The following is a 24,338-nucleotide window of genomic DNA, read 5'->3' as shown; positions in this document are numbered from 1 at the left end:
GCTGGCCGGCATCACCAGTGCACCGGGCGCGCGGCCCACGCATCGAGATCAGCCAGTTCCGGCGCCAGCGCATGCTCCACCGCACGGCGCAGCAGTGCCGGAGCGACGTAGTGCCGGTGTGCGGCATCGATCAGCCCCATGTAGATGCGGCCGAACGCATTGAGGGTCTGCACCCGTGAGCCGAGGCTGATCTCGATATGGCCATCGGCACAGCGCTGTACCCGTACGCTGCTGCGGAAACGCAGATGGCGATCGTCGGCGCCGAGCAGCACTTCGGCACAGTCATCTTCTGTATCGACGCGCGAATCCAGCACTGGATAGCGGCCGGCGAACAACCGGCTGCGATCAGTCGACAGCAGTGACGATACCGGGCAGCCGAGCGGCGACGTACGCAGCCGCAACGGCGCCACGAGACGGTTACGCAGCGCCATCAGGTGGCCCACGCCGGTGGGGGGATTGCGCAGGAAGCCGTCCAGTACATCGGCCAGCAGCGCCGACGCGGAATGGTGCGCGACCTGCGCGCTGTCCAGGCGCAGCGTGGTCTGGTCCTGGTAGTGGCTGTGCGGCAGGGCCGCAGGCAGAAGGCCGTGATTGGCGACGGCCTCTGAATGGACGGGATAGGCCGGTGTAGCGCGTTCGACGAACCCGCGTAGTGGCCGCAGTGGAATCCGACGCAGCGGACCGAGCAGGGCGCGGGTACGCGCGCACAGCTGGGCACTCAGGCTGGGCGGCGCTGCCTGCAGCGACAGTTGCAGCAGCGGCGCTGCCGCGAGCGTGGTGGCCGATGGCCAGTGCACATCGGGCAGTACCTCGGTCAGGCTGGGGATATCGGCGGCATTGTGCTGCGCCTGTGCACGGGCCTGCGGGCTCATTGCGCCGGCCAGTTCATTGCTGTGGCAGGACAACGCGAACAGCGCGGGGTGCGCGCGATGGTTCGATGCGAACTGGTGCCAGGTGCCACCGCCGAAGCGCACGGTGAACAGGCAATCCGGTGGTATGCGGATGCGCCGCAGCGTGCGCGCGAAGACACCGGGATCTCCTGCCAGCTGCGCGTCGGACGCGGTGGCGAAGCGCAGTTCGGCACCGGCGCTGCCGGCAATGGCGGTGAACATGCGCGGTCCGGCATGGCGATGAAACGGGTGGCCGCCGGCACCGACGGTGAAGCTGTACAGCGAGGAGGCATCGCCTTGTTGCAGATGCATGCCGCCCAGTCGCGCCGAAGGCTCGTCCAGCGCATCGATGAAGGCCGGGTGGTGGCGCTGGCGCTGGCTGGCGTCGGTCACCAGCGCATCACCGGCGCCGATGCCGAGCTGTGCGATCAACGTGACTTCGGTCGGGCTGCCACCGTCCAGCGCTGGAAGCTGTACCCCTGGGAACGAATGGCGGTCGCGGGTCGAACCAGGCATCGTCATGCTCCTTGGCAGAGTGGATCAGCGTGCAGGGGACTTGCGGCGTGCGCGTGCTTCGCGCTTGAGCGGGCCACCGACCGGGCAGACTTCGGCCGCCCACGAAAACAACGTGTTGGCCAAACGGTCGGGCACCTGCCGGAAGTACACGAACTGGCCTCGCTTCTCGCGTTCGATCAGGCCGGCTTCCTCGAGGATGCGCAGATGGCTGGACAGTGCCGGCTTGCTGAAGTCGAAGCGCTCGGCCAGCTCGCCCGCACTGAGTTCGCCGGCGCTGAGATAGGCCAGGATCTGCCGGCGGGCGGTGGAGGCGAGGGCTTCGAAAATACGGTCCATGGCGAGCTAATTAACTAATTCGTTAACTGATACTCCTCCCGCCGGTGGCGGCTGTCAAGCCATGTCCCGTTGCGCGGCATGCCCGGGCTTTGCCATCCTCCCTGCTGTTTTCCGTAGCGTGGAATCCCGATGCGTCCTGTGTTCTGGCTGGCCCTGGCCCTGCTGCCCACCCTGGCGGTGGCGCAACCCGCGCGTATTCCCAAGGCCAAGGCTCCGGCGCAGGATCCCTTCAGCGAGCTGTTCGACACCGCCTGCATGCAGCACATCGGTGCCCCGGCACGGTTGCAGTCGCTGATGGAATCCAATGGGCTGTCGCCGCTGCAGCCCGCCGAAGCCGCGACGCTGTTGCAGGGGCAACCGGGCGTGGCCTGGATGGTGCCTCTGGCCAGTGGCCGCTATGCGGTGAGCTGGGCTGACGATGGCACGTGTACGGTCTACGCCGAAAAGGCCGACGCGGCGGTCGTGCAGAAGGGATTTGCCCGGTTGGTGCAGGCCGCACCGAAGCCGTTGCAGGTGCGATCGCTGCCAGGGCATGGGCCACTGTCGGCCGATCAGGTGGCCATCCAGTACGGCTGGGCCACGCCGGGGCAGGCCACGCTGCAGGTGCGCTTCCGCCTGGTCACGCGGCAGGCTGCCGATGCTGGCGTGCAGGCGATGGCCTCGGCGACGCCGGGTGAAGCGATGCTGGAGCAGGGCGCGCCCGGGCCCTGACAGGGGCCACGCTTGCGGTTCAGCCTTTCACGCGGCATGTGATATATCGTTTATCGATAAATCCACCCCGGGGCGGCGAGGCCACCCCAACACCGGAGGCTGCTTGACCGCTCGTCCCGCCCGCGCCAGACCCGCGCGAGGCCTGTTCACCCTGGCCCAGGCCGCCGTACAGGCCGTCCGGGCGATGTGCTGGCTGGGCATCCTGGCCGCACTGCTGGCGGTGCCGCTGGTCGCCCACGACCGTCGCTGGCTGCTCGACAGCGTGCATGACGCTGCGGCCGCCGCCGCGCATGGCAATGATCTGTTCCTGCACTTCTGCCTGGGCCTGGGCGCGATCATCGCGCTGCTGGTGCTGTGCCTGCTGTTCCTGCGCCATCTGCTGCGGCTGCTGAAGTCGGCGGCCCGCGAGCGGCCATTCACCCACGCCAATGCACAGCGGCTGCAGCGCATGGCCTGGCTGATGCTGTCGATGGAGCTGCTGTCGATCCTGATCGGCGCCTACGCCGCCTGGATGGGCCCGGACTTCACCTGGATGGAGGTGGGCGGCGGCATGTCGATCACCGGCCTGGTCGCGGTGCTGATGCTGTTCGTACTGGCACGCGTGTTTGCCGTGGGTGCGGCGATGCGCGATGACCTCGATGGTGTCATCTGATGGCGATCGTCATCACCCTGGACCGCATGCTGCAGGAACGGGGCATGACCCTGTCCGAGCTGGCCGGGCGCATCGACATCACCCTGGCCAACCTGTCGATCCTGAAAACCGGCAAGGCGCGCGCCATCCGCTTTTCCACGCTTGATGCGATCTGCCGCGAGCTGCAGTGCACGCCCGGCGACCTGCTCGGGCATGACCCGACGCTGGCACAGGACGCTGACTGAGTGCTTTCCCTGTTCCCTTACCTACTGACGAAACGGACCTGAAATGGAATGGTTGGCTGACCCCTCGATATGGATGGGCCTTGCAACCCTGGTCGTGCTGGAGATCGTTCTCGGCATCGACAACCTGGTGTTCATCGCGATCCTTGCCGACAAGCTTCCGCCGCACCAGCGCGACCGCGCGCGCGTGATCGGCCTGGCGCTGGCCCTGCTGATGCGGCTGGTGCTGCTGGCGGCGCTTGCGTGGATCATGAAACTGACAGAACCGCTGTTGACGCTGTTCGACCACAGTTTCTCCGGGCGCGACCTTATCCTGCTGGGTGGCGGCCTGTTCCTGCTGTTCAAGGGCACCATGGAACTGCATGAGCGGCTGGAAGGCCGCCAGCATGAGGACAATGGCAAGAAGGTCTACGCCAGCTTCGCGATGGTCGTGGCACAGATCGTGGTGCTCGACGCGGTGTTCTCGCTGGACTCGGTGATCACCGCGGTCGGCATGGTCGACAACCTGGGCGTGATGTACGCCGCGGTGACCATCGCGATGGCGCTGATGCTGGTGGCCAGCAAGCCGCTGACCCGCTTCGTGAACAAGCATCCCACGGTGGTGGTGCTGTGCCTGGGCTTCCTGCTGATGATCGGTTTCAGCCTGGTGGCCGAGGGCCTGGGCTACAAGATTCCGAAGGGCTACCTGTACGCGGCCATCGCCTTCTCGATCCTGGTTGAAGCGTTCAACCAGTGGGTACGCTTCAACCGCGAGCGCAACGAGCGCCGCCAGCCGTTCCGCCAGCGCACTGCGGATGCTGTGCTGCGGATGCTCGGCGCACGTCCGGCCAATGGCCACGACGACGAGGGCGCGGACGAACCTGTGGATGCAGGGGAACGCCTGCAGCCGGCCGAGCACGAAATGATCCGCAGCGTACTGGGCCTGGCCGATCGCCCGGTGTCGAGCGTGATGACCGTGCGCGCCGACGTGCAGTGGATCGACCTGGCGCGTGGACAGGACGATGTGGTGGCGCGTCTGGTGGCGTCGCCACACACCCGCCTGCTGGTCGGCGATGGTGACCTGGACAGCCTGCGCGGCGTGGTGCAGAGCCGCGACCTGCTGGCGGACCTGTTGCAGGGCAAGCCGCTGCAGCTGGAAGGCAACCTGCGCGAGCCGCAGTACGTGCTGTCCAGCGCCAGTGCACTTCAGGCGCTGGAGCTGATCCGCCAGCATCCGGTGCCGTTGGCGGTGGCGGTGGACGAGTACGGCAGCGTGGAAGGCCTGGTGACGGCCAACGATCTGCTGGCGGCGATTGCCGGTGATCTGGTCGATACCCAGGACGAACGCTATGGCGTGGTCGCGCAGGGGGAAGACCAATGGGAGGCCGATGGTGCGTTGACCCTGGACGACCTGCAGCGCCTGGCCGGCGTGTCGCTGCCGCGCAGTGCCGACTACATGACCATCTCCGGACTGGTACTGGAGCAGTTGGGTCGCCTGCCGGACATCGGTGATGCGGTGGACGTGGCCGGTGTGCGCATCACCGTGCTTGCGATGGAGAAGCGCCGCATCACGCGGCTGCGGGTGGAGCGCGTGGACGCGGCGCCATAGCCGCCGCGTGCCTTGTAGAGCCGAGCCCATGCTCGGCTGCATTCTGAGAAGCCGAGCGCAGGCTCGGCTCTACATCCCGGGCAGCCGAGCATCGGCCCGGCTCTACACAACACGGCCTGCAGCCGTCACCATGGCGGGCCCGTTTTCCTTCCCGGATGGTTGCAGTGCTGAGTACGATCGGTTTGTTGATGGGCCTGTATGTGGCCTGGCGCCTGTTCTGGCCACTGCGCATGCCCATCTGGATGAAGGTCGTGCTGTCGCTGCTGCTGGTGGCCGTGGCCGTGCAGCTGCGCATCGTGGCCACCTTCTGGGGCTCGATGGCGTCGCCGGAAATCCCGAAGATGGCCATCGCCATGCTGGCTACCGGCTCCACTGCAGTGTTGATGCTGGCGCTGATGATGCTGGTGCTGGATGCCGGCCTGCTGTTTTCACGCCTGCTGCGTTGGCCGCGCATGGTATCGGCCCTGCGCGCATCGAAGCTCAGGCCTGTGGCCGGCATCCTGGCTGTGCTGGTCAGCGCCTATGGCGTCAGCCAGGGCATGGCGGTGCCCAAGCCCAGGCAGATCGAGGTGAGCATCGCCGGGTTGCCGGCCGCGTTCGACGGCTATCGCGTGCTGCAGCTGACCGACATCCATGCCAGCCGCCTGCTGACCGGCGACTGGGTGCGCAGGGTGGTGGAGGAGAGCAATGCGCTGAAGCCGGACCTGATCGTAATCACTGGCGATCTGATCGACGGCAGTGTCGAGGCCCGTCGCGACGACGCGCGTCCGTTGGCCGACCTGCAGGCGCCGGATGGCGTCATCGCCATCACCGGCAACCACGAGTACTACGCGCAGTACCAGGACTGGATGCAGGCGTTCCGCGCGCTGCACATGCAGGTGCTGGAGAACAGTCATCTGCAGGTACGACGCGGTGATGCGGCGCTGACCATCGCCGGTGTCACCGACCCGGTGGCGGCGCGCTACGGCCTGCCGTTGCCGGATCTCCAAGCCGCGCTGGCCGGTGTCGATCCCTCCGCCCCAGTGATCCTGCTCGATCATCGCCCTCGCAATGCGAGCGAGGCCGCCGCGCGCGGTGTGAAGCTGCAGTTGTCCGGGCATACCCACGGCGGGCAGATCATCGGCATGGACCAGCTGGTGAAGCGGGCCAACGGCGGCTATGTCTCCGGTCGCTACGAGGTGGACGGGATGACCCTGTACGTGAGCAATGGTGCAGGCCTCTGGGCGGGTTTTCCGGCACGCATCGGCGTACCGTCGGAGATCACCCTGGTGACGCTGCGCCGCGCGCCGTGACCTGAAGTGGGGTCAGATCCCTTTCCCGCAGGGAAAGGGATCTGACCCCTGACAAACCACATGGAAGGAACCATGGCCCATCCCCGAGCCCCGATGGAAGGCCTGATCCGCGCCAATGCCGATGAGATCAACCGGCTCCGCCAGGTGATCCGCGATACCGCGGGTACACGCTGGCGTGGCCCGGAACAAATGCAGCGGCATGCGGCAGCCTGCGCGGAATACAGCCAACGCTATGAACAGCTCGCGTTCCCGGGTGGCTACGCCAATGCACTGAAGCAACTGGCTGAGCAGGATCCGGATACGGTGGATGTCGTGCTGACCTTCCTTGAGGTGCGGCCCTACTTCTTCCGTTCCGGATACATGTGGAAGACGCTGCTGAAGCGCGTGCAGCGGGTGCCGATGGGCGCGAAGCAGCAGGCCCGGATGCAGAAGATCCTCGATGCCTACGCCGCTTACAGGGCAGCAAGCCAGTACACCGGGTAGAGCTCCACGCCATGCGTGGAGGTCGCGCAGCACCCAGCGTCCCAGCCGGCCCCGGATCGGCGATCATCTGCACTGGGTTCTGAAACCAGGAAGTACGCAATGCAGGGAGCGCATCATTCAATCCGGCGTCCGCGCCACGTCGCGCTGCTGGTTGGTCTACTCGCGCTGGCGGCATGCCAGCGCACAACGGATGCGGCGACCGGGGCACCCGCAGCGGGCACACCGCTTGCCGCCCCGGCCACCGCAGAAGACCTCTCTCCGCTGCTCGATGCGCTGCCGAGCTGCGCGCTGGACGGCTGGTACATCGACCTTCAGACCGATCGCCCGGCCCATCCCTGGCTGGCCGCGAATGCGCCGAAACCCTGCAAGGTGGACGAAGAGAATGAGATCGCCACGTTCTGCACGGGTGGGCAATGGAAGGGATTGCCGGTGGAAGAGGTGATCCTGCCGACGATGACGTTCGTCTCGTTCCGTGGGGCCAGGATTGCCTTGCCGTTGGAGAAGGCGCGTTCAATCGCCCGCCAGCACCTGGGGCAGGACTTCCCGGGTGGCGCGGCTTACGAAGCGGGCCGTGAGCCGAAGCTGTTGGCCGACCCGGAGGATGCGCAGCGTTCGTGGCTGCTGTGCAGCACGCCCGAACCGGGGGACGATGCGGGGAGCCAGGGCAGCGTCAGCTATTCCGGCATGAACCTGCCCTACGACCATGACGGTTGCAGCTACCGCTACAGCCCGGTCGATTTCTGCGATGCGCAGCACCGGGCAGCCATCGAAGACGCGCTCCAGCACCAGAAGCCCAATTTCAACCAGCATTATCTGCTGGTACAGGTCGATGATCGTCCCGAGTATTTCCAGCGCACGTTGGTGCTGGTCGATACCCGCACGGGCAGGGCGACGCCACTGCCGTTCGATGCCTTTACCGGGCCGGCGGGGAAGGGCGGAGGTGCCACCGGCTACGGGACGCTGGAAACGGGCGTGGACCAGCAGCAGTTCTGCCTCAATGGTGCGTTGCTGGTCTACCGCGTGTTCGAGGAAGGCCGCTTCTGCTTCGGCTTTGACGGCGAGCGTTTCACCGGCCATGAAACCCAGTACATGCAGCCGATGGATGGCCGATGACCGGCATTTCACCCCGGCCATGCCACCCTGCTTCGAACCTGCACCCACGGGAACGAGGCTGTTGAAGGCGAACACGCAATGACCGCGGCGCGGCAGCGCTCGATGTGGGTGGCGGGCCTGTCCACGGTGGTGGAGTGGTACGACTTCACCCTGTACCTGTACTTCGCCACGGTCTTGTCGCGCGTGTTCTTCGGCGGTGGCGAGCAGGCGCTGCTGGTCACCCTGGCCGGCTTCGCGGTGTCCTACCTGATGCGCCCGCTGGGCGCACTGTGCTTCGGCCACCTGGGGGACCGGCTGGGCCGGCGCTGGATGCTGCTGGCATCGATGGCCCTGATGGCAGCGGCGATGCTGGCCACTGCGCTGCTGCCGACAGCGGCCACGGCAGGCACCACGGCGGGCGTGCTGCTGCTGGTATTGCGCTGCGTGATGGCGTTTTCGGTAGGTGGTGAGTACACCGGTGTGGTGGCGTATCTGCTGGAAAGCGCGCCGGTGCGGCGACGTGGCCTGGTGACCTCGCTCGCTTCGGCGGCCAGTGAAGTGGGCGCGCTGCTGGCGGTGGCGATTTCCGCGCTCACTGTCGCGCTGCTGTCCACCGCGCAGCTGGACAGCTGGGGCTGGCGCATTCCGTTCTTCGTCGGCGCCGCACTGGCACTGGTGATCCTGGTTGCGCGCTCGGGCATGCACGAATCGCCGGAATTCGAGCGCCAGCGCCGTGAGGGCAGCATTCCCGCCACGCCGCTGCGGCATGTGCTGCGCAACCATCCTGCTGCGGTGGCGCGTACCTTCGCGATCTCGGCGCTGGGTTCGATCACCTATTACGTGGGCATCACCTATGTGCCGGCATTCCTGCATGCGCAGGGCCACGACGAAGGTGATGCGCTGTGGTTGTCGACGATTGCGGCGGTGGCGGTGATTGCGATCACGCCGCTGTGTGGCGCATTGTCCGACCGCGTCGGGCGGCGGCCGATGCTGCTGGGCCTGACCGTGCTGGCGGCGCTGCTGCCGCTGTCGCTGTTCGCGTGGATGGCGCAGGCCTCGGTGTGGGGCATCGCGCTGGCGGCGGTGCTGCTGGCCTGCGTGGCCGGTGGTGTAAGCGCGGTGGCGGCGCCGGCCACGGCCGAGCAGTTCCCGGGCGAAGGCCGGGTCAGCGGGCTGGCACTGGGCGTGACCATGGCCACGGCAGTGTTCGGCGGTGCGACACCGTGGTTGGCGCAATGGTGGGTGGAACGCAGCGGCTGGGCGGCGGCGCCGGGTGCGATGATCGCGCTGGTGGCGGTACTGGTGCTGCCGGTGCTGTGGACCCTGCCCGAGACCGTCCCGGGCAGGGCCAGACGCTAGCCGATCAGACCTTCAGGGTCTGCTCGATGTCGGCCAGTACCGCGGCCGCATCCACGCCGATGGCGACCGATTGCAGCACGTGGCCATCCCACACGCTGGGGCCGAAGCCCATGCCTTCCGGCTTGGGAATGGTCATGCCACGGGCAACGCCGTCGGTGGCCACGCGCACGCTGGCGCGCTCGAACTGGAACAGCTCCGGACGGGTCAGCGCGATGCAGGCACAGCAGTCGTGCACCACCATGCCCTTGTGCCCGGCCTGCAGGTAGAAGTCCACGTAGTCCTGCGACAGCGCACGGACCAGCTCGGCGTCGGCGCCGCCGAGGGCGGCCAGCGTGTCCAGGCCGTCACGGTCCATTTCCACGCGGGTGGTCACGTCCAGGCCGATCGCGGTGACCGGCCAATCGGTGGTGAACACCACATCGGCTGCTTCGGCATCGCCCCAGATGTTGGCCTCGGCGGCCGGGGTGATGTTGCCGTTGACGTGGAAGGCGCCGCCCATGAGCACCACGCCGCGCACCAGGCCGGCGATGTCCGGTGCCTGCTGCAGGGCCAGGGCCAGGTTGGTCATGCGGCCGACCGCGACCAGGGTCACTTCGCCCGGATGGGCGCGGACCAGGTCGATGATCAGCTGCGCGGCCGAGCGCGTGTCGGCGGCCACGTCCAACTGCGCCGGCACCGGGTGGTTGCCCAGGCCGTTGTGGCCGTGGATGTGCACCGGCCAGGCTTCCGGGGTGGCTTCCGGCTGCAGCGGGCCAGCAGCGCCGCGCGCGACCGGGGCGGCAAAGCCCCAGGCCTGCTTCAGGTACAGCGCGTTGTGCGTGGTCGACTCCACCGAGGCATTGCCGAAGGTGGTGGTGACGCCGATCAGGTCGATCTGCGGGTGCTTGTGCAGGTACAGCAGCGCCAGGGCGTCGTCGACGCCCGGGTCGGTATCGAAAATGACTTTCAGCATGTTGTTGTTCTTCTTCTTCCGTGTGGTGCGGGGGGCGCCGGCGGCCTGGGGCAGGCCGGCGCGCCCTACATTGTCCCATCTTCATGACAGGCAGGGCCAATGCCGGGGCGGCGGGCCATAATGCCCCCACGTCCAGGCACGGAGCTGCCGCATGCTGATCCTCGCCCTTCTGCTGATCCTGCTGGTGCTGGGCCTGAACGTGGTGGCCACGGTGGTCATCGTCAGAGGGGACAGCCTGTCGGCGGGCGGCCGGGCGGGACAGCTGCTGCTGGTCTGGCTGCTGCCGCTGGTCGGTGCGGTCCTGTGCATGGCGGTGGCCACGGCCAATGGCTCGGGTCGCCGGGGGGACGGCGATTGATGGGACGTTCCTGGGTGCCGGCCWGCGGCCGGCACTACCCCGCCGAGGTCACGTCCTGGTAGTGCCGGCCGCTGGCCGGCAATCTCATCAGCTCAACCGCCGCCTTCGGTCGGCAGCGGCGCCGGCACGTTCAACAATCCGCCTGCCGCGACATAGGCGGCCAGCGCCTGGCCCTGGCTGAGCAGGTGGCGCTCCATGGTGCGTTCGGCGGCAGCGGCATCACGCCTGCGGAAACACTCCATCAGTTCGCGGTGCTCGGCCAGCGACTGGGCGGTACGGCCCGGGGTCAGCAACTGGCGGCCACGGTGCATCTTCAGGATGCGGTGCAGGTCGTGGGTGATGCGGATCAGCCACGGGTTGCCGGCATAGTGCTGCACGGTTTCGTGGATGAGGTAGTTGTTGCGGTAGTACTCGGCGATGTTGCCCTCGGCCGCAGCGGTTTCCATCGCCGCATGCAGGTCTTCCAGCTGCTGTACCCCAGCATCATCGATATGCCGGACCGCCTCATGCGCGCAGCGCCCTTCCAGCATCGCCATCACCGGGAACAGCTGGTTGAGATCCTCCAGGGTGAGCCGGGTGACCCGCGCGCCACGACCGGCGTCGATCTGCACCAGGCCTTCGGCGGCCAGCAGCTTCAGTGCTTCGCGCAGCGGCGTGCGGCTGATGCCCAGTTCTTCGCACAGCGCGGGCTCGTCGATCCACTCGCCCGGCGGCAGCCGGTAATCGTAGATGCGCTCGCGCACGTGTTCGGCCACCTCTTCATACAGAGGGGCTCGCTTCTTCGGGGAGCGCGGGGCAGGAGCGATGGCCATGGTGGAAAGTGTACTGCCTCCCTGCGTGGGACCTGTAATCCGGGCGGAAACCGAGGGGGGAAGCGGGTTGGGGGAAACGGCTGGGTAGAGTCGACTGTTAGTCGACTATCGCGCGCAGCGCGGGGGTTTTCGGAGGTCGCGCGAAGAGCAGTCGACTAACAGTCGACTCTACCCAGTCGACTATCGCGCGCAGCGCGGGGGGTTTCGGAGGTCGCGCGAAGAGCAGTCGACTAACAGTCGACTCTACCCAGTCGACTATCGCGCGCAGCGCGAGGGTTTTCGGCGGTCGCGCGAAGAGCAGTCGACTAACAGTCGACTCTACCCAGTCGACGCTAACCCGCTTGCAGGGCGCCGGAATGGTCCGGCGCCCCACGCACCTGCTCACATACTCACATCCAGCCCGGTACCACGAACACCAGCCAGGCCAGCAGCGGCCCCAGCGCCACCACCAGCCCGCTGTAGACCAGGAAGCGGCGGAACAGGGTTTCGCGCTCTTCCTTCGCCGCCGATGCCACCACCAGGGCGCCATTGGTCGAGAACGGGCTGACATCGACGATGGTGGACGACACTGCCAGTGCACAGATCACGCCGGCCGCGCTGAGGTGCCCCTGCATCAGGAACGGCACCGCCAGCGGAATCGTGGCGCCCAGCACTGCGGCCGACGAAGCGAATGCGGAGACGATGCCGCCGACGTAGCAGACCAGCAGTGCGCCCAGCAGCGGGATGCCGATGTCGGAGACACCGTTGCCGATGAAATCCACCGCGCCGGCATGTTCCAGCACACCGATGTAGGTCACCACGCCACAGATCAGCAGCACGGTGGACCAGCTGATGCCATCGACCGCACCCTTCTGGCTCTGCGGCGACAACAGCGCCAGCGCCACCGCGACGGTGATCGAGACCAGGCCGACGTTGAGGTTGTAGATCAGCGCGGCCACGCCCAGGCCCAGCAGGCCGATCAGGGTGAACAGGCGCTCACGGGTCAGGTTCACCGCATCCAGTGCTGCCGGATCATTGCTGAGTGTGCCGCCGCCTGCCGCGACCAGGGCGCCATGGCCTTCGATGGCGAACTGGCGTGACGATGCCTGCGGGCCACCGGCCATCGCAAGTTCCGCATTGCCGATGGTTCCGGCCGCGGTGATGGAGCCACGCCGCAGCAGGGCGATGCCACCGAAGGCGAAGAAGCAGATCGTGGCCATCATGAAGTTGAAGCCGAGACTGGTGAGGAACACCGCCATTTCGGTCACTTCCAGCCCGGCTTTCTGCACCACGCCGTTGGTGATGCTGCCGTACACGCTGATCGGCGAGAAGCCGCCCGCCTGCGCACCGTGGATCACCAGCAGGCCCATCATCAGCGGGTTGATGTTGTACTGCTTGGCAAAGCGCAGCGCGACCGGCCCGATGATCGCCACCGCGGCGGGGCCGAGTGCGCCGAAGGCGGTGAGGACCGCGGTGATGATGAACATCACCCACGGAATCGCCACGATATGGCCGCGCACGGCTTTCACCGCCCAGTGCACCAGCAGGTCGATGGTGCCGTTCTTCTGCGCAATGGCGAACAGGTAGGTGATGCCGACCAGGGTCAGGAACAGATCGCCGGGAAATCCGGCCAGGACCTCCTTGCCCCCCATGTCGACCCACAGCCCGCCGATGATGAAGGCCAGCGCGAAGGCGACAGCTCCCATGTTGATCGGCATCGCCGTGGCGACGATGAACATGATCACCAGACCGATGATCGTTGCGATTTGTGGACTCATGCGCCCTCCCAGACACGTGACTCACGTACAGCGCGGATGGAGACCCGCCATCCCGGGGTAAGGCGACGTACTGCGTGTTGCGTGATACGTACTGCTCGAACCCGTTACTGCAGCCGCTCCAGCGCGCTGCGGACCCATGCCGCGGCGCCGTCCAGGCTCTGGAACTCTTCCACCGCGCGCACTTCACAGCATGGGTAGGACGGCGCGACCATGCGCGCCAGTGCATTGCCCGGGCCCAGCTGCAGGAACACCCGCGCGCCGCGCTCGAAGGCCTGGCGCATCACCTGCGCCCACTCGATGGTCTGGGCCAGCTGTGCCGACAGGGTGTGCACCGCTGCCGCGCGATCACGTACCGGCCGTGCATCGATACCGGCCAGCAGCGGCAGGCGCGGGGCCTGCAGCGCAGAGGCATCAAGCGCCGCAGCAAACGGTGCTACCGCCGATGCCAGCAGCGGTGTGTGCGCAGGAACGTGCACCGGCAGCGGACGGATGTCTGCACCCTGCATGCGTGCGGCATCGGCCAGCGCCTGCAGCGACGCCTGCGTGCCGCCGACGATGAAATGATCGGTGCCGTTGGCGATGGCGATGTGCGCATCGTGTGCAACGCACAGCGGCTGCAGCCTGTCGCGTGACAGTCCCAGCACCGCCTGCAGGCCCGCATCGGCAGGGCTGGCGGCATCCATCAACCCTGCACGCTGGGCGGCCAGGGCCAGGCAGGTTGCGGTATCGAAGCTGCCGGCAATGGCATGCGCGGCCAGCTCACCAATGCTGTAGCCGGCCACGACCACGGGCGCCGGCAGTGCCTCGCGCAGGGCCTGCCAGTGCGCCAGTGTGGCCGCGCACAGCAGCGGTTGTGCCAGCGCATTGTCGAAGCGCGCTTGGTCGGTGGCTGCTGCGAAGACGTCACGAGCGAGCACCGTGCTGGCCGCCTGCAGGACATCGTGCGCTGCGGGCAGCTCGCGCACACGGTCGAACATCGCCGCGTGCTGCGCACCTTGTCCGGGGCAGAGCAGGGCCAGGCTCACGCGCCCTCCTGCTGCAGCAGGAACCAACTGCAGGCCAGCAGATCGGCACTGCCGCCAGGGCTCAGGCGACGGGCGACGAAGCTTGCGCCGATGCCGCGCAGGCGTGCCTGCCAGCCGGGTGCGAAGGCACCGCCCGCCACGATGAAGCGGCGCGCCTGCTGCTGCGCCCAGGCCAGGCCGTCGGCGCCACCCCGGTGCAGCAGGTTGAGATCGTCGACCTGTGCGATCAGCTGCATCAGGGTCTGGCACATCGCTGCATCACGCGGCAGCCCTTGGCGCAGGGCGTGCCGCAGGGTGGGGACGGCGAGGTCGCGCAGCAGCGGGTAACCGGCGGCAGCCTGTTCGCGCACGCCCGGCACGCCGTGGCGCGCACGCGCGCGCTGGCCCGGGCTGGACGCGTCCAACGGCGCGGCGGCGAAATCACCGGCCCAGTGCTGCACGGCCAGGCAGACCTGCGCGGCGGAGGCGGCGTGCCCGTGCTGGCGGCGGCAGCGTGCGGCAGCGGCGACCAGCAGGCCCAGGCTGAAGATGGCGCCGCGATGGGTGTTGATGCCCCCGGTTGCGCGCAGCATCGCGGCTTCGGCGGCGATGCCGTGTCCGCGCAGGGTGCTGAACGGCGCGTCGGCTGCACCGGCACGTGCCACGTCGGTGAAGTAGTGGCGCAGCGCGAACAGGCTGCGCAGGAAGGTACCGGCATCCATGTCGACATGGCTGCCGGTATCGAACGGCGTGACCAGCCCCGGCTTGGGTGCGCAGGCCAGTTCCGCATGCAGGCTGGCGATGGCCAGGCGGCCCAGGCGCGCGCTGTCGACAGGACGCGCACGCAGCGGAGCAACCTGCGCAAGGGCGTTCATGCGGCCACTCCGGTGGCGACAAACAGGCGCTCGCGCGCTTCCAGCGCGGCGCCTTCCAGGCGCTTGACCAGCACCTGGCGGCTGCCACCGGCGTATTCGCGCCAGTTCACCGCGCCGCCGTCTGCCAGGCAGAGTTCGCCGTCCACCCGGCGGCCGTGCTCGCGTTCCCAGCCCTGCAGGCGCGTGACCAGCGCATCGGCCTGCGCGGTGGCCTCCACCTGCCACAGCAGGTCGATGTCCGATGCGGCATGCACGTAGGGCAGGCCGCTCAGGTGTTGCCAGGCGAAGGCACCGAACACGCGGGCCGGTGCAAGGCGCGCGATGGCGTGCAGCGCGGCCTGCCAGTCGTTGGCGACGCCGGTAGTGAGGATGGCTTCCAGCGTCGGCGGCGGCTGCTGGCGCAGCACATCGTGCAGCGGCACGCGCAGGGCCAGGCGCTGCTTGCCTTCGCTCGGCGGCAGCGGCACGCCCAGGCGCAGCCGTGGGTCGGGATCATCCACGGCACGCCGCGCCACCATGGCCGGCAGCCCCTGCGCGAACCACGCGGTCAGGCGCGGTTCCTGCGCGGCCACGTCGGCGCGCCAGTCAGCGTGGGCCGACAGCCAGACCAGCGTGTGGCGGGCGGGCCGGTCAGGCATCGCCGCGGGCTACCGCAGTGCTGACATCCGCTGCCAGTGCACGCCCGCCGCGCTCGGCGCCGCGCGCTGCGCGCAGATCGCCGTCGCTGGGCGTGCGCAGCGCCTGCAGCAGGTGCTGGGCGAGGTCGCCGTCCCACAGCGACTCGACCGCCCCCATGGCAACGTAGTTGGCCACGCCCGGTGCGAACACCGGCGAGCTCTGGCTGAGCGCCTGCAGCTTTTCCAGCGGTTGCTTGGTCACCCGCGCCATCGCACGCAGGTCCATCACCCGCACCTGTGCATCGGGCAGGGCGTGGATATGGTCGGCCATCAGGCCGAAAGACAGGAAGCCGCCGCTCACCGATTCGCCGTAGACCAGCGTGACCAGGCGCGCGCCACGACGGCGGGCCAAGTCGAGGGTCTGCGCGAGGTGGGCGAAACAGCCGTTGATGCCCAGCAGTTCGTCGCGGCGTGCCAGTCGCTGGCCGGCGGTGTCGGCCAGCATCACGATCGGCCGCTGCGGGTGCGCGGCGGTGCTGGCAAGCACGCTCTCGGCCAGGGCCAATGCGTGGTCGACGCCGACCTCGATGCGGTCGGTGGTGCCGATCACCGTCACCTCGCCATCCTCGGTGGTGGCGGTGCCGGCCAGCACCGAATCGCGCACGTCGATGCGGTGCCCGCGCGGGAACAGGGCGTCCAGCAGGGTCTGCAGCGGGGCGGTCATGGCAGGCTCCGGTCGGCGGTGGCGGCGAGGAAGGCGTCGGTGTCCAGCAGCGGCAGGCGCTCGGGTTCGGCGATGCCCTGGCGGGCCCAGATCTCCAGTCCATCGCGGCAGTCGCCCCAGGCCTGCACGCGTGCCTTCAACGCGGCGTGGCGGGCCTGCAGCGCGCTCAGTGCGGTGTCGGTATCGCGGCTGGCGGCGTCGGCCTGCAGGGCATCAGCGGCGGCGCGGGCGAAGGCTTCGATGGTGTCGGGCACCAGCACCTGCGCCTGATCGATCAGGTAGCGGTGCTTGCCACCGGTGACGCGCCAGACCAGGGCACGGTCGCGTGAGTCGAACTCTTCCACCCCACGCACGGTCTCGATCACTTCCGGGCCGGACAGCGACAGCCGGCCTTCCTCGGACATGATCACCATGGTGCAGCAGCGGGCGACGATGCCCATGCCGCCGAACGCACCGTTTCCGCTGCCGATCAGTGCGAGCACCGGTACGCCGGCCGCGCGCGCGCCCAGGGTGGCGCGCATGATCTCGGAAATCGCGATCAGGCCTGCATTGGCTTCGTGCAGGCGCACACCGCCGGTGTCCAGCAGCAGCAGTACGCCATCGGGTCGTGTCTCGGCTGCGCGGCGCAGCAGCCCGGTCAGCTTGGCGCCGTGCACCTCGCCCACACCGCCGCCCATGAATTCACCCTGCTGCGCGGCCAGCAGCACGCGCTTGCCGCGCAGCGTGGCTTCGCCCACCACGATGCCATCGTCGAATGCGGCCGGCTGGTCCAGCTGGGCCAGGTGCGGGCTCATCATCCGCCGCGCGGGGCCGAGGAATTCGCGGAACGTGCCGGCGTCGACCAGCCCGGCAATGCGTTCGCGTGCATCGGCTTCGTAATAGCTGTGGCGCTGCACGTGGCTCATGGCGTGCCTCCGCCCAGCAGGGTTTCCACCGCCTGGTCCAGGCGCAGGCTGACCACGGCCGGAGTCGCGCCAGCGTCGTTGATCGACACACGCACATCGCGCAGCGGATGGCGTTGGGCGAAATCGGCGATCACCGCCTGCCAGATGCTGCCAAAGCCCTGCGCGGCGGTGATGATGCGCACGGTCATTGCGCCGTCCAGATCGGCCGGTTCCAGCAGGATTTCCAGGTTGCCCGAGGCCAGCACGCCCACCAGTACCGGATCGCGTGGGAACTGCACGGCGGTGCGGCCGTCGAATCGATAGTCGAGGGTTTCCATGCTCTGTCCCTTACCAGTTGCGGAAGCGCTTGGGCGGGTCGTACAGGCCGCCCGACCAGCGCACCAGGTCCTTCACCGAACGCGCGGCCAGCAGATCGCGGCTGGCATCGCGCGGCGAAATGCCAAGGTCTTCAGGGCGCCGGATCACGCCGCGGTCGCGCAGGTTTTCCACCATCGCGCGGTCGCGGCCCAGGCCGACGGCGGTATAGCCGGAGACGCCGCGGATCGCCTGTTCGCGTTCTTCCGGCGTGCGGCACAGCAGCAGGTTGGCGATGCCTTCCTCGGTCAGCACGTGGCTGACGTCGTCGCCGTAGATCATCACCGGCGGCAGTGGCATGTCCGCGCGCTCGGCCAGCTCCCAGGCATCCAGCCGTTCAACGAAGGCCGGCGCCATGTGCTCGCGGAAGGTCTCCACCATCTGCACCACCAGCTTGCGCCCGCGCGGCATCTCGCCCGGCCGCGCGGCCTGCTGGCCGGCCTTGATCCAGGCATCGCTGGCGTGGCGTCGGCCGCGTGCATCCGAGCCCATGTTGGGCGCGCCACCGAAGCCGGCAATGCGGTCGCGGGTGGCGGTGGAGCTGTTGCCCTGCAGGTCGATCTGCAGGGTGGAACCGATGAACATGTCGCAGGCGTACAGGCCGGCGGTCTGCGAGAACGCGCGGTTGGAGCGCATCGAGCCATCTGCACCGGTGAAGAACACATCGCTTCGTGCAGCGATGTACTTCTCCATGCCCAGTTCCGAACCGAACGAATGCACCGATTTGACGAAGCCCGATTCGATGGCCGGGATCAGCGCCGGGTGCGGATTCAGTGCCCAGTGCTGGCAGATCTTTCCCTTCAGCCCCAGTGATTCGGCATAGGTGGGCAGCAGCAGTTCGATGGCCGCGGTGTCGAAGCCGATGCCGTGGTTCAGGCGGTTCACGCCGTACTCGGCGTAGATGCCCTTGATGGCCATCATCGCCATCAGCACCTGGATCTCGGAAATTTGCGCCGGGTCGCGGGTGAACAGCGGTTCGATGTGGTTCGGGCGCGGCGCCTGCACTACGAAGTTGACCCAGTCAGCGGGGATATCGACGCGGGGGAGGGTGTCGACGATGTCGTTGACCTGGGCGATGACGATGCCGCCACCGAAGGCGGTGGCTTCGACGATTACCGGCGTGTCTTCGGTGTTGGGGCCGGTGTAGAGGTTGCCGTGGCGGTCGGCCGCCTGCGCGGCGACCAGCGCCACGCGCGGGGTGAGGTCGATGAAGTAGCGGCCGAACAGTTCCAGGTAGGTGTGGATGGCGCCGATCTGGATGCGGCCTTCGGCCACCAGGTTGGCCAGCCGCACCGACTGCGGCCCGGAGAACGAGAAATCCAGCCTGGAGGCGATGCCGCGCTCGAACACATCCAGATGCGAGGGCAGCGACAGCACCGACTGCACCATGTGCAGGTCGTGCACCCGTGCCGGGTCCAGATCGGCCAGGGCCTGGGCCAGGAAGTCGGCCTGCTTCTGGTTGTTGCCCTCCAGGCAGACCTTGTCGCCCGGCTCCAGCAGCGCGTGCAGCAGTTCGCCCACATCGGTGGCGGCCACTTCGCGGCCCTGGGCCCAGGGCGCCGCCCGTTCCAGGCGGGCCTGGCGGCCGCGTTCCAACGTGTCCCAGCTCGGGTTCATCGACCGGCTTCCGATTGGCGTTGAAATAATTACGGCATAATTACGATGGGAAGTGCAACCCGCAGTGCAGCAAATTCCTCCGTGTTGCGTATTCAGTTGATCCACGCCATCCGTGGATAGGTGCATGGCATGCCGACCAACGGTCGGCGCCTACCCAAAAGAAGGGCCCGCGCGGAGGCGGGCCCATTCTTGCGGCCTGGGGTCAGAGCCCTTTCCTGCGGAAAGGGATCCGACCCCGGCATGTGCTTGGCTCAGAACTTCCAGCGCAGGCTGGCCGACACGAAGCGCGGTTCGCCGTAGTTGTTGTAGTCCAGGTTCGCCCAGTAGCTCTTGTCCAGTGCGTTGCGCACGCTCAGCGTTGCCGTCCAGTTGTCGCTGATGCGGTAGTTGGCGTTGAACTGCACCAGCGAGTATGCCGGCTGGTTCACCGTTACCGTGCCACCCAGCGGGTAGGCGATGTTGTAGCCCTGCACCTTGCTCTGCCACTGCACGCCGCCACCGATGCTCAGGCGTTCCAGCGCACCGCGCAGCTGCAGCTGGGTATTGAGCTGCAGCAGGTCTTCGGGCGGGTTGGCGTACAGCAGGTCGGTGGCGGCACGGGTGACCTTGACGTGGGTGTAGCCGGCGTTGATCGTCCAGCCCGGCAGGATCTCGCCGTTGACGTCCAGTTCCCAGCCGCGCGCCTTGGTGCCGTTGATGCCGATGTAGGCCGAGCTGCCGTCGCTCAGCGTGCCTTCCGGCACGCTCATGTCGCGCACCGCGTAGTTGTCCTGCTTGGCCTCGAACACGGCGGCATTGGCGGTCAGGCGGCCATCGAACCATTGGGTCTTGATGCCCGCTTCCAGGTTCGAGCCCTGCACCGGTGCCAGCAGGTTGTCATTGCGGTCGCGGTAGTTCTGCGGATTGAAGATCTCGGTATAGCTGGCGTAGGCCGAGACGTTCGGGGTGATGTCGTAGACCAGGCCCACGTATGGGGTGACTTCGTCGCTGACCTTGTACGCGCCGCTGGTGCCGGTATAGGCGCCTGCGGCGTTGTAGGAACGACTCAGCGTCTGCCAGCGGCTCAGGCGTGCGCCGGCGATCAGCGACAGCGGATCGGCCAGGTGCAGGCGGGTGGCCAGATAGACGCCACTCTGCGTGGTCTTGGCCACGCGGCGCGCGCCGGTGCGGGTGTAGGTCACCTCGGAGATATCGCCATCCCAGCTGAAGACATTGGGGATGTAGTAGCAGCGCTCTCGTCCGCAGGTGGCCCAGTCGCGCGGGTAGTTCAGCGTGAGTGTATTGGTGGTGCCTTCCAGGTCCGACCACTGGGCACCGACGGTCAGGTCATGGTCGCGGCCGAACAGCGGGAACGTGCCGGTCAGATAGGCGTCGACGTTGCGGCGGGTGTCCTTGGAATCACCGGCGGCGGCGCGCAGGTAGATGCCCGAGCCGCTCACCGGGTCCGGGTTGCCGGTGCCGTACAGGCGCACGTTCTGCACGTTGCCGCGGGTATAGGCAGTGTTGATCTTCAGCAGCCAGTCCTCGCCGAAGCGCTGTTCCAGGTTGGCGAACGCGGTGTTGCTCTCGCGCTTCCAGTAGCTCCACTTCGGCGACAGGTTGGTCGAGCGCGCCAGATGCGCGAAGTTGCCCTGGTTGTCGAAGAACGCCACCGTGCCCCAGGTGGATCCGGTCGGGTTGTTGTCCTGGCTCTGGTAACCGAGGGTGATCGTGGTGCTGTCGGTGACGTCGCCTTCCAGCACCGCCATGCCGGCCATCTTGTTCTCGTCGTAGCGGTCGTAATACAGGCCACGATCGGTGTAGGCGGCGACCACGCGGCTGCGGAAACGGCCGTCATCGGTCAGCGGGGCGGTCACATCGGCCTCCATGCGGCGATAGTCCCAGCTGCCGGCGCTGACCGCGAACGAGGCGTCGAACTCCTTGCCCGGGCGCTTGCGCAGCAGGTTGACCGTGGCCGACGGCACGCCGGCGCCACTGAGCAGGCCGTTGGCGCCGCGGATCACTTCGATGCGGTCGTAGAAGGCGGTGTCGTATTCCTGGTTGGTCGAACCGCTGTAGGTCGGGATGCCATCGACCTGGAAGTCGGTGATGGCGAAGCCGCGTGCGTAGTAGAGCGGGCGCTGGGTGTCGTAGAAGGACACGCTGACGCCGGTGACGTTGCGCATCACGTCGTTGATGCTGAACAGCGATTCGTCCTGCAGGCGCTTCAGGCTGATCGCGGTGGCCGACTGCGGGGTTTCCTGCAGCGTGATCGGCAGTCGGGTGGTGCTCGACGGTGGTGCGGACTGTTCGGCGCGGACACTGACCCGGTCCAGGGTCTTGGCATCGGCGGCGCCATCGGTCGCAGCGAACGCACCGGGTGCGGCCAGCAGGGACAGCGACGAAAGCAGGGCAGCGGGCAGCAGCGCGCGGCGGGGCAGGCGGTTGGGCAGGGTCGGGGACATGGTGGGCTCGAAGCTCGGAAGCGGGGAAGGGCGGCAACAGTCGTCCAGCACCCGGGGCGGCGGCTTCGGGCACAGCAGGTCCATCTGGGAGGGGCGCGGTCACTGCGCAGGACGCAAATGTAAATAATTCTTAACAACATTACAATTCGCGTCAGTGCGCATAGGCTTTCCGGCGTATGGCAGCGATGGGATGGGGTCAGATCCCGTTGCCCAGGCAACGGGCTCTGACCCCGGTCATCAGCGCCTGGGGACGGGTCAGAGCCCTCCCATGCGGGAGGGATCCGACCCGTCGGCGCACAAAAACGAACGGCCACCCGAAGGTGGCCGTCCGTGTGCGTCGAAAGGAAACTGCCGGCTTACAGCGCCTGCAGTTCCTCGTTGGCGTTGCGCTTTTCCTTGGCCGGCGCCGGAACCGCGGCCGGAACCACGGCGGGTGCTGGGGCTGCCGCAGTGGCGTCCACCGGCACTTCCAGGTACGGCAGGTGCAGGGCCTGGCTGGTCAGCGTGCGGATCTCGTTGGTCAGCGCGGCGCTGTCGTTGAGCTTGCGCCCGTAGGACGGCACGATCTCGCGCAGGCGCGCTTCCCAACCGGCCTTCATCTGGTCCGGGAAGGCCTTGGCCATCAGGTCCAGCATGATCGGCGGCGAGGTCGACGCCCCCGGCGAAGCGCCGAGCAGGGCCGCGAGAGTGTGGTCCTTGTCGGTCACGATCTCGGTACCGAACTGCAGCACCGGGCCCTTCAGCGGATCACGCTTGATGATCTGCACGCGCTGGCCGGCGGTGACCAGCTTCCAGTCGCCCGGCTTGGCGTTGGGGAAGTACTTGACCAGTTCGGCCTGGCGGTCGGCATCGTTCAGGCGTGCCTGGCCCATCAGGTACTGCACCAGGTCCAGGTTGTCCTTGCCCACTTCCAGCATCGGGCCGACGTTGTTGTGGGTGACCGACGAGTACAGGTCCCACCACGAGCCGTGCTTGAGGAACTTGGTGCTGTACAGCGCGAACGGCCCGAACAGCACCACCGGCTTGCCGTCCAGCTTGCGCGCATCCAGGTGCGGCACCGACATCGGCGGCGAACCGGTTTCGGCCATGCCGTAGGCCTTCACGCCATGGCGCGAGGTCACGTCCTGGCCCTGGAAGGCGAGGAACTGGCCACCGACCGGGAACCCGGCATAGTCCTTCGATTCCGGGATGCCTGACATCTGCAGCAGCTTCAGCGCGGCGCCACCGGCACCGATGAACACGAAGCGGGCGTGGGTGGTGGACTCGGTTCCGGCCTTGAGGTCCTTCACCGTCACGTTCCAGCTCTTGTCGGCGTTCTGCCGCAGCGCGCTCACTTCATGGTTCAGGTGCAGGCTGAAGTTCGGGCTGCGCTGCAGGCCGGTGGTCAGCTGGCGGGTGATCACGCCGAAGTTGACGTCGGTACCCAGCGGCATCCAGGTTGCGGCCACCTTCTGCTTCGGGTCACGGCCTTCCATCAGCAGCGGGGCCCACTGCTTGATCTGCGCCGGATCTTCCGAGTACTGCATGCCGTAGAACAGCGGGTTCTTCACCAGGGCCTGCTGGCGCTTGTGCAGGTAGGCGATGTTGTCATCGCCCCAGACGAAGCTCATGTGCGGGGTCGGGTTGATGAAGTCGCTGGGCTGGCTCAGCCGGCCTTCCTTGACCTGGTGCGACCAGAACTGGCGCGAGACCTCGAACGATTCGGCGATGCCGACCGCGCGCTTGGTCTCGATGCTGCCGTCGGGCAGTTCCGGGGTGTAGTTCAGTTCAGCGAACGCTGAGTGGCCGGTGCCGGCGTTGTTCCAGCCATCGGAGCTTTCACCGGCGACGCCGTCGAGGCGCTCGTAGACCTGGATGTTCCAGTCCGGCTGCAGTTCCTGCAGGTAGGTGGCCAGGGTGATGCTCATGATGCCGGCGCCGACCAGCACAACGTCGACGGGCTTGTCGTTGCTGGCGGCGGGCACCGAACGCTGGGTCAACGGCCAGTACAGGAACAGCGCGGCGGCCAGCAACAGCAGCACGAGCAGGGCGAGCAGGGCCTTGCCAAATTTCTTCATGGGGGCGGGATCGTTGGCGGAGGGGAGGACGTCAGGATGCGCATGGAGCAGGGAAAGGGCGTGAAGAAACAACGCCTTGCAGCATCCAGGTGCGATTCTAACCGGATCCGGTCCGTTTTTGATGCAACGCAGCATCCGGCGTTTCGCGCCATGCTCACCCGGTAGCGCCGGGCGATGCCCGGCGAACGAAGCTCCGGTAGCGCCAGGCCGTGCCTGGCGACAGCTTCAATCAGGCCAGCTCAAGAATCTCGTCACCCGCCTCGTCGATCTCCCCGGTCGGGCGCCAGCCCAGGCGCCGGTAGAAGCCATGCGAACGCGACCGCGGGTCGGCCGAGCAGGCCAGGAACAGCCGCTGATGGCCCGCATCGCGGGTCAGGCTGACCACGTCCTGCAGCAGCTGGCGGCCGATGCCGCGGCCTTCATATTCAGGCAGCAGGGCCAGCACCAGTACTTCGCCACTGTCGCGGTCGGCGAAACAGTAACCGGCCATGCGCTCGCCGTCCCAGGCGATGCGGCCGATGAAATCGCCACCGGAGATGCCTTCGGCCCACGTCTGTGCGGTGATGCCCAGCGCAGCCAGCTGCGCGGCACTGAAGGCGTTTTCGCGGGTACGCCCGCGCAGGTCGATGCAGGCAGCAGCGTCTTCAGGGCGCGCATCGCGGACGAATACAGGCATGCAGGGCATCCTTGCAGTGATCGGCCGACCAGTATCCGCATCACGC

23 protein-coding genes and 1 pseudogene are annotated in these 24,338 nt (G+C 67.5%); 9 read left to right on the top strand and 15 right to left on the bottom strand.

Translation table 11 applies throughout. The features are described from left to right. Positions 1-11: 11 nt before the first annotated feature. Both D7T59_RS14365 and D7T59_RS14360 read right to left on the bottom strand, forming a co-directional pair. Positions 12-1,406: a DUF2867 domain-containing protein gene (locus D7T59_RS14365; protein ID WP_180852323.1), complete on the bottom strand. Its 1,395-nt coding sequence runs from the start codon at positions 1,404-1,406 to the stop codon at positions 12-14. Positions 1,407-1,430: 24 nt separating this feature from the next. Then, complete coding sequence (locus D7T59_RS14360) at positions 1,431-1,742, bottom strand: metalloregulator ArsR/SmtB family transcription factor (RefSeq protein ID WP_004147836.1); 312 nt, start codon at positions 1,740-1,742, stop codon at positions 1,431-1,433. 129 nt (positions 1,743-1,871) lie between these two features. On the opposite strand from D7T59_RS14360, the gene D7T59_RS14355 reads away from it, so the two are divergent. The 8 genes from D7T59_RS14355 (at position 1,872) to D7T59_RS14320 (ending at position 9,140) form a co-directional block, all read left to right on the top strand. Further along, positions 1,872-2,453, top strand: a complete 582-nt coding sequence (locus D7T59_RS14355; RefSeq protein WP_180852324.1) for an NMCC_0638 family (lipo)protein — start codon at positions 1,872-1,874, stop codon at positions 2,451-2,453. A gap of 184 nt (positions 2,454-2,637) precedes the next feature. Further along, positions 2,638-3,105 carry a DUF2975 domain-containing protein gene (locus D7T59_RS14350; RefSeq protein ID WP_164137322.1) on the top strand — a complete coding sequence of 156 codons (468 nt, stop codon included), beginning with the start codon at positions 2,638-2,640 and terminating at the stop codon, positions 3,103-3,105. Next, positions 3,105-3,329 carry a helix-turn-helix domain-containing protein gene (locus D7T59_RS14345; RefSeq protein WP_164137305.1) on the top strand — a complete coding sequence of 75 codons (225 nt, stop codon included), beginning with the start codon at positions 3,105-3,107 and terminating at the stop codon, positions 3,327-3,329. The genes D7T59_RS14350 and D7T59_RS14345 overlap by 1 nt, the downstream gene beginning before the upstream one ends. Positions 3,330-3,372: 43 nt before the next feature. Further along, entirely contained in the window at positions 3,373-4,914 is a 1,542-nt protein-coding gene (locus D7T59_RS14340; RefSeq protein ID WP_164137306.1) for a TerC family protein, read from the top strand. 155 nt (positions 4,915-5,069) lie between these two features. After that, on the top strand, positions 5,070-6,206 hold the full coding sequence (locus D7T59_RS14335; RefSeq protein ID WP_180852325.1) for a metallophosphoesterase: 1,137 nt from the start codon (positions 5,070-5,072) through the stop codon (positions 6,204-6,206). A 93-nt stretch (positions 6,207-6,299) separates the two neighbouring features. Continuing rightward, a complete protein-coding gene (locus tag D7T59_RS14330; protein ID WP_258013091.1) occupies positions 6,300-6,689 on the top strand; it encodes a hypothetical protein in 390 nt (129 codons plus the stop codon). Positions 6,690-6,788: 99 nt separating this feature from the next. After that, positions 6,789-7,802, top strand: coding sequence for a hypothetical protein (locus tag D7T59_RS14325; RefSeq protein WP_180852327.1), 1,014 nt, complete (start codon positions 6,789-6,791; stop codon positions 7,800-7,802). Positions 7,803-7,880: 78 nt separating this feature from the next. Continuing rightward, entirely contained in the window at positions 7,881-9,140 is a 1,260-nt protein-coding gene (locus D7T59_RS14320) for an MFS transporter (protein ID WP_180852328.1), read from the top strand. Between the two features lie 4 nt (positions 9,141-9,144). On the opposite strand, the gene D7T59_RS14315 is transcribed toward D7T59_RS14320, so the two are convergent. Then, positions 9,145-10,092 (bottom strand): nucleoside hydrolase, encoded by a 948-nt coding sequence (locus D7T59_RS14315; RefSeq protein ID WP_164137311.1) that lies wholly within the window; start codon positions 10,090-10,092, stop codon positions 9,145-9,147. 151 nt (positions 10,093-10,243) lie between these two features. Between D7T59_RS14315 and D7T59_RS14310 the strand changes: the two are divergent. Beyond that, positions 10,244-10,444: pseudogene (locus tag D7T59_RS14310) on the top strand (hypothetical protein); the annotation flags it as partial. A 98-nt stretch (positions 10,445-10,542) separates the two neighbouring features. Here the strand turns inward: D7T59_RS14310 and D7T59_RS14305 are convergent. The 12 genes from D7T59_RS14305 to D7T59_RS14250 all read right to left on the bottom strand — a co-directional run bounded on the left by D7T59_RS14305 (position 10,543) and on the right by D7T59_RS14250 (position 24,292). Next, positions 10,543-11,262 carry a GntR family transcriptional regulator gene (locus D7T59_RS14305; protein ID WP_164137312.1) on the bottom strand — a complete coding sequence of 240 codons (720 nt, stop codon included), beginning with the start codon at positions 11,260-11,262 and terminating at the stop codon, positions 10,543-10,545. Between the two features lie 389 nt (positions 11,263-11,651). Continuing rightward, positions 11,652-13,019 (bottom strand): SLC13 family permease, encoded by a 1,368-nt coding sequence (locus D7T59_RS14300; protein ID WP_164137313.1) that lies wholly within the window; start codon positions 13,017-13,019, stop codon positions 11,652-11,654. Positions 13,020-13,123: 104 nt separating this feature from the next. After that, on the bottom strand, positions 13,124-14,044 hold the full coding sequence (gene mdcH / locus D7T59_RS14295) for a malonate decarboxylase subunit epsilon (protein ID WP_180852329.1): 921 nt from the start codon (positions 14,042-14,044) through the stop codon (positions 13,124-13,126). Continuing rightward, entirely contained in the window at positions 14,041-14,898 is an 858-nt protein-coding gene (gene mdcB, locus D7T59_RS14290) for a triphosphoribosyl-dephospho-CoA synthase MdcB (protein WP_180852330.1), read from the bottom strand. Before mdcB ends, mdcH begins: the two co-directional genes overlap by 4 nt. Next, positions 14,895-15,536, bottom strand: coding sequence for a malonate decarboxylase holo-[acyl-carrier-protein] synthase (gene mdcG, locus D7T59_RS14285; RefSeq protein WP_180852331.1), 642 nt, complete (start codon positions 15,534-15,536; stop codon positions 14,895-14,897). Before mdcG ends, mdcB begins: the two co-directional genes overlap by 4 nt. After that, complete coding sequence (gene mdcE / locus D7T59_RS14280; RefSeq protein ID WP_180852332.1) at positions 15,529-16,239, bottom strand: biotin-independent malonate decarboxylase subunit gamma; 711 nt, start codon at positions 16,237-16,239, stop codon at positions 15,529-15,531. Before mdcE ends, mdcG begins: the two co-directional genes overlap by 8 nt. After that, positions 16,236-17,144 carry a biotin-independent malonate decarboxylase subunit beta gene (locus tag D7T59_RS14275; protein ID WP_180852333.1) on the bottom strand — a complete coding sequence of 303 codons (909 nt, stop codon included), beginning with the start codon at positions 17,142-17,144 and terminating at the stop codon, positions 16,236-16,238. The genes mdcE and D7T59_RS14275 overlap by 4 nt, the downstream gene beginning before the upstream one ends. After that, positions 17,141-17,461: a malonate decarboxylase acyl carrier protein gene (gene mdcC / locus D7T59_RS14270; RefSeq protein ID WP_180852334.1), complete on the bottom strand. Its 321-nt coding sequence runs from the start codon at positions 17,459-17,461 to the stop codon at positions 17,141-17,143. The genes D7T59_RS14275 and mdcC overlap by 4 nt, the downstream gene beginning before the upstream one ends. A gap of 10 nt (positions 17,462-17,471) precedes the next feature. Next, positions 17,472-19,115, bottom strand: coding sequence for a malonate decarboxylase subunit alpha (mdcA, locus tag D7T59_RS14265; RefSeq protein WP_180852335.1), 1,644 nt, complete (start codon positions 19,113-19,115; stop codon positions 17,472-17,474). A gap of 251 nt (positions 19,116-19,366) precedes the next feature. Continuing rightward, positions 19,367-21,559 carry a TonB-dependent siderophore receptor gene (locus tag D7T59_RS14260; RefSeq protein ID WP_180852336.1) on the bottom strand — a complete coding sequence of 731 codons (2,193 nt, stop codon included), beginning with the start codon at positions 21,557-21,559 and terminating at the stop codon, positions 19,367-19,369. A 356-nt stretch (positions 21,560-21,915) separates the two neighbouring features. After that, positions 21,916-23,616 (bottom strand): malate dehydrogenase (quinone), encoded by a 1,701-nt coding sequence (gene mqo, locus D7T59_RS14255; RefSeq protein ID WP_180852337.1) that lies wholly within the window; start codon positions 23,614-23,616, stop codon positions 21,916-21,918. 229 nt (positions 23,617-23,845) lie between these two features. Further along, positions 23,846-24,292 (bottom strand): GNAT family N-acetyltransferase, encoded by a 447-nt coding sequence (locus D7T59_RS14250; RefSeq protein WP_180852338.1) that lies wholly within the window; start codon positions 24,290-24,292, stop codon positions 23,846-23,848. Between the last annotated feature and the right edge of the window lie 46 nt (positions 24,293-24,338).

This window comes from Stenotrophomonas maltophilia (assembly GCF_013464915.1).
GTDB lineage: Bacteria > Pseudomonadota > Gammaproteobacteria > Xanthomonadales > Xanthomonadaceae > Stenotrophomonas > Stenotrophomonas maltophilia_AT.
Note: the sequence above shows the minus strand (reverse complement) of the source record. Positions and strands in the feature narration are given on the sequence as shown.

Bases quoted from the DNA above. Each gene is read 5' to 3' on its own strand.
- D7T59_RS14365 (WP_180852323.1), bottom strand. From the start codon at position 1,406: ATGCCTGGTTCGACCCGCGACCGCCATTCGTTCCCAGGGGTACAGCTT.
- D7T59_RS14360 (WP_004147836.1), bottom strand. From the start codon at position 1,742: ATGGACCGTATTTTCGAAGCCCTCGCCTCCACCGCCCGCCGGCAGATC.
- D7T59_RS14355 (WP_180852324.1), top strand. From the start codon at position 1,872: ATGCGTCCTGTGTTCTGGCTGGCCCTGGCCCTGCTGCCCACCCTGGCG.
- D7T59_RS14350 (WP_164137322.1), top strand. From the start codon at position 2,638: ATGTGCTGGCTGGGCATCCTGGCCGCACTGCTGGCGGTGCCGCTGGTC.
- D7T59_RS14345 (WP_164137305.1), top strand. From the start codon at position 3,105: ATGGCGATCGTCATCACCCTGGACCGCATGCTGCAGGAACGGGGCATG.
- D7T59_RS14340 (WP_164137306.1), top strand. From the start codon at position 3,373: ATGGAATGGTTGGCTGACCCCTCGATATGGATGGGCCTTGCAACCCTG.
- D7T59_RS14335 (WP_180852325.1), top strand. From the start codon at position 5,070: ATGGTTGCAGTGCTGAGTACGATCGGTTTGTTGATGGGCCTGTATGTG.
- D7T59_RS14330 (WP_258013091.1), top strand. From the start codon at position 6,300: ATGGAAGGCCTGATCCGCGCCAATGCCGATGAGATCAACCGGCTCCGC.
- D7T59_RS14325 (WP_180852327.1), top strand. From the start codon at position 6,789: ATGCAGGGAGCGCATCATTCAATCCGGCGTCCGCGCCACGTCGCGCTG.
- D7T59_RS14320 (WP_180852328.1), top strand. From the start codon at position 7,881: ATGACCGCGGCGCGGCAGCGCTCGATGTGGGTGGCGGGCCTGTCCACG.
- D7T59_RS14315 (WP_164137311.1), bottom strand. From the start codon at position 10,092: ATGCTGAAAGTCATTTTCGATACCGACCCGGGCGTCGACGACGCCCTG.
- D7T59_RS14305 (WP_164137312.1), bottom strand. From the start codon at position 11,262: ATGGCCATCGCTCCTGCCCCGCGCTCCCCGAAGAAGCGAGCCCCTCTG.
- D7T59_RS14300 (WP_164137313.1), bottom strand. From the start codon at position 13,019: ATGAGTCCACAAATCGCAACGATCATCGGTCTGGTGATCATGTTCATC.
- mdcB (WP_180852330.1), bottom strand. From the start codon at position 14,898: ATGAACGCCCTTGCGCAGGTTGCTCCGCTGCGTGCGCGTCCTGTCGAC.
- mdcG (WP_180852331.1), bottom strand. From the start codon at position 15,536: ATGCCTGACCGGCCCGCCCGCCACACGCTGGTCTGGCTGTCGGCCCAC.
- mdcE (WP_180852332.1), bottom strand. From the start codon at position 16,239: ATGACCGCCCCGCTGCAGACCCTGCTGGACGCCCTGTTCCCGCGCGGG.
- D7T59_RS14275 (WP_180852333.1), bottom strand. From the start codon at position 17,144: ATGAGCCACGTGCAGCGCCACAGCTATTACGAAGCCGATGCACGCGAA.
- mdcC (WP_180852334.1), bottom strand. From the start codon at position 17,461: ATGGAAACCCTCGACTATCGATTCGACGGCCGCACCGCCGTGCAGTTC.
- mdcA (WP_180852335.1), bottom strand. From the start codon at position 19,115: ATGAACCCGAGCTGGGACACGTTGGAACGCGGCCGCCAGGCCCGCCTG.
- D7T59_RS14260 (WP_180852336.1), bottom strand. From the start codon at position 21,559: ATGTCCCCGACCCTGCCCAACCGCCTGCCCCGCCGCGCGCTGCTGCCC.
- mqo (WP_180852337.1), bottom strand. From the start codon at position 23,616: ATGAAGAAATTTGGCAAGGCCCTGCTCGCCCTGCTCGTGCTGCTGTTG.
- D7T59_RS14250 (WP_180852338.1), bottom strand. From the start codon at position 24,292: ATGCCTGTATTCGTCCGCGATGCGCGCCCTGAAGACGCTGCTGCCTGC.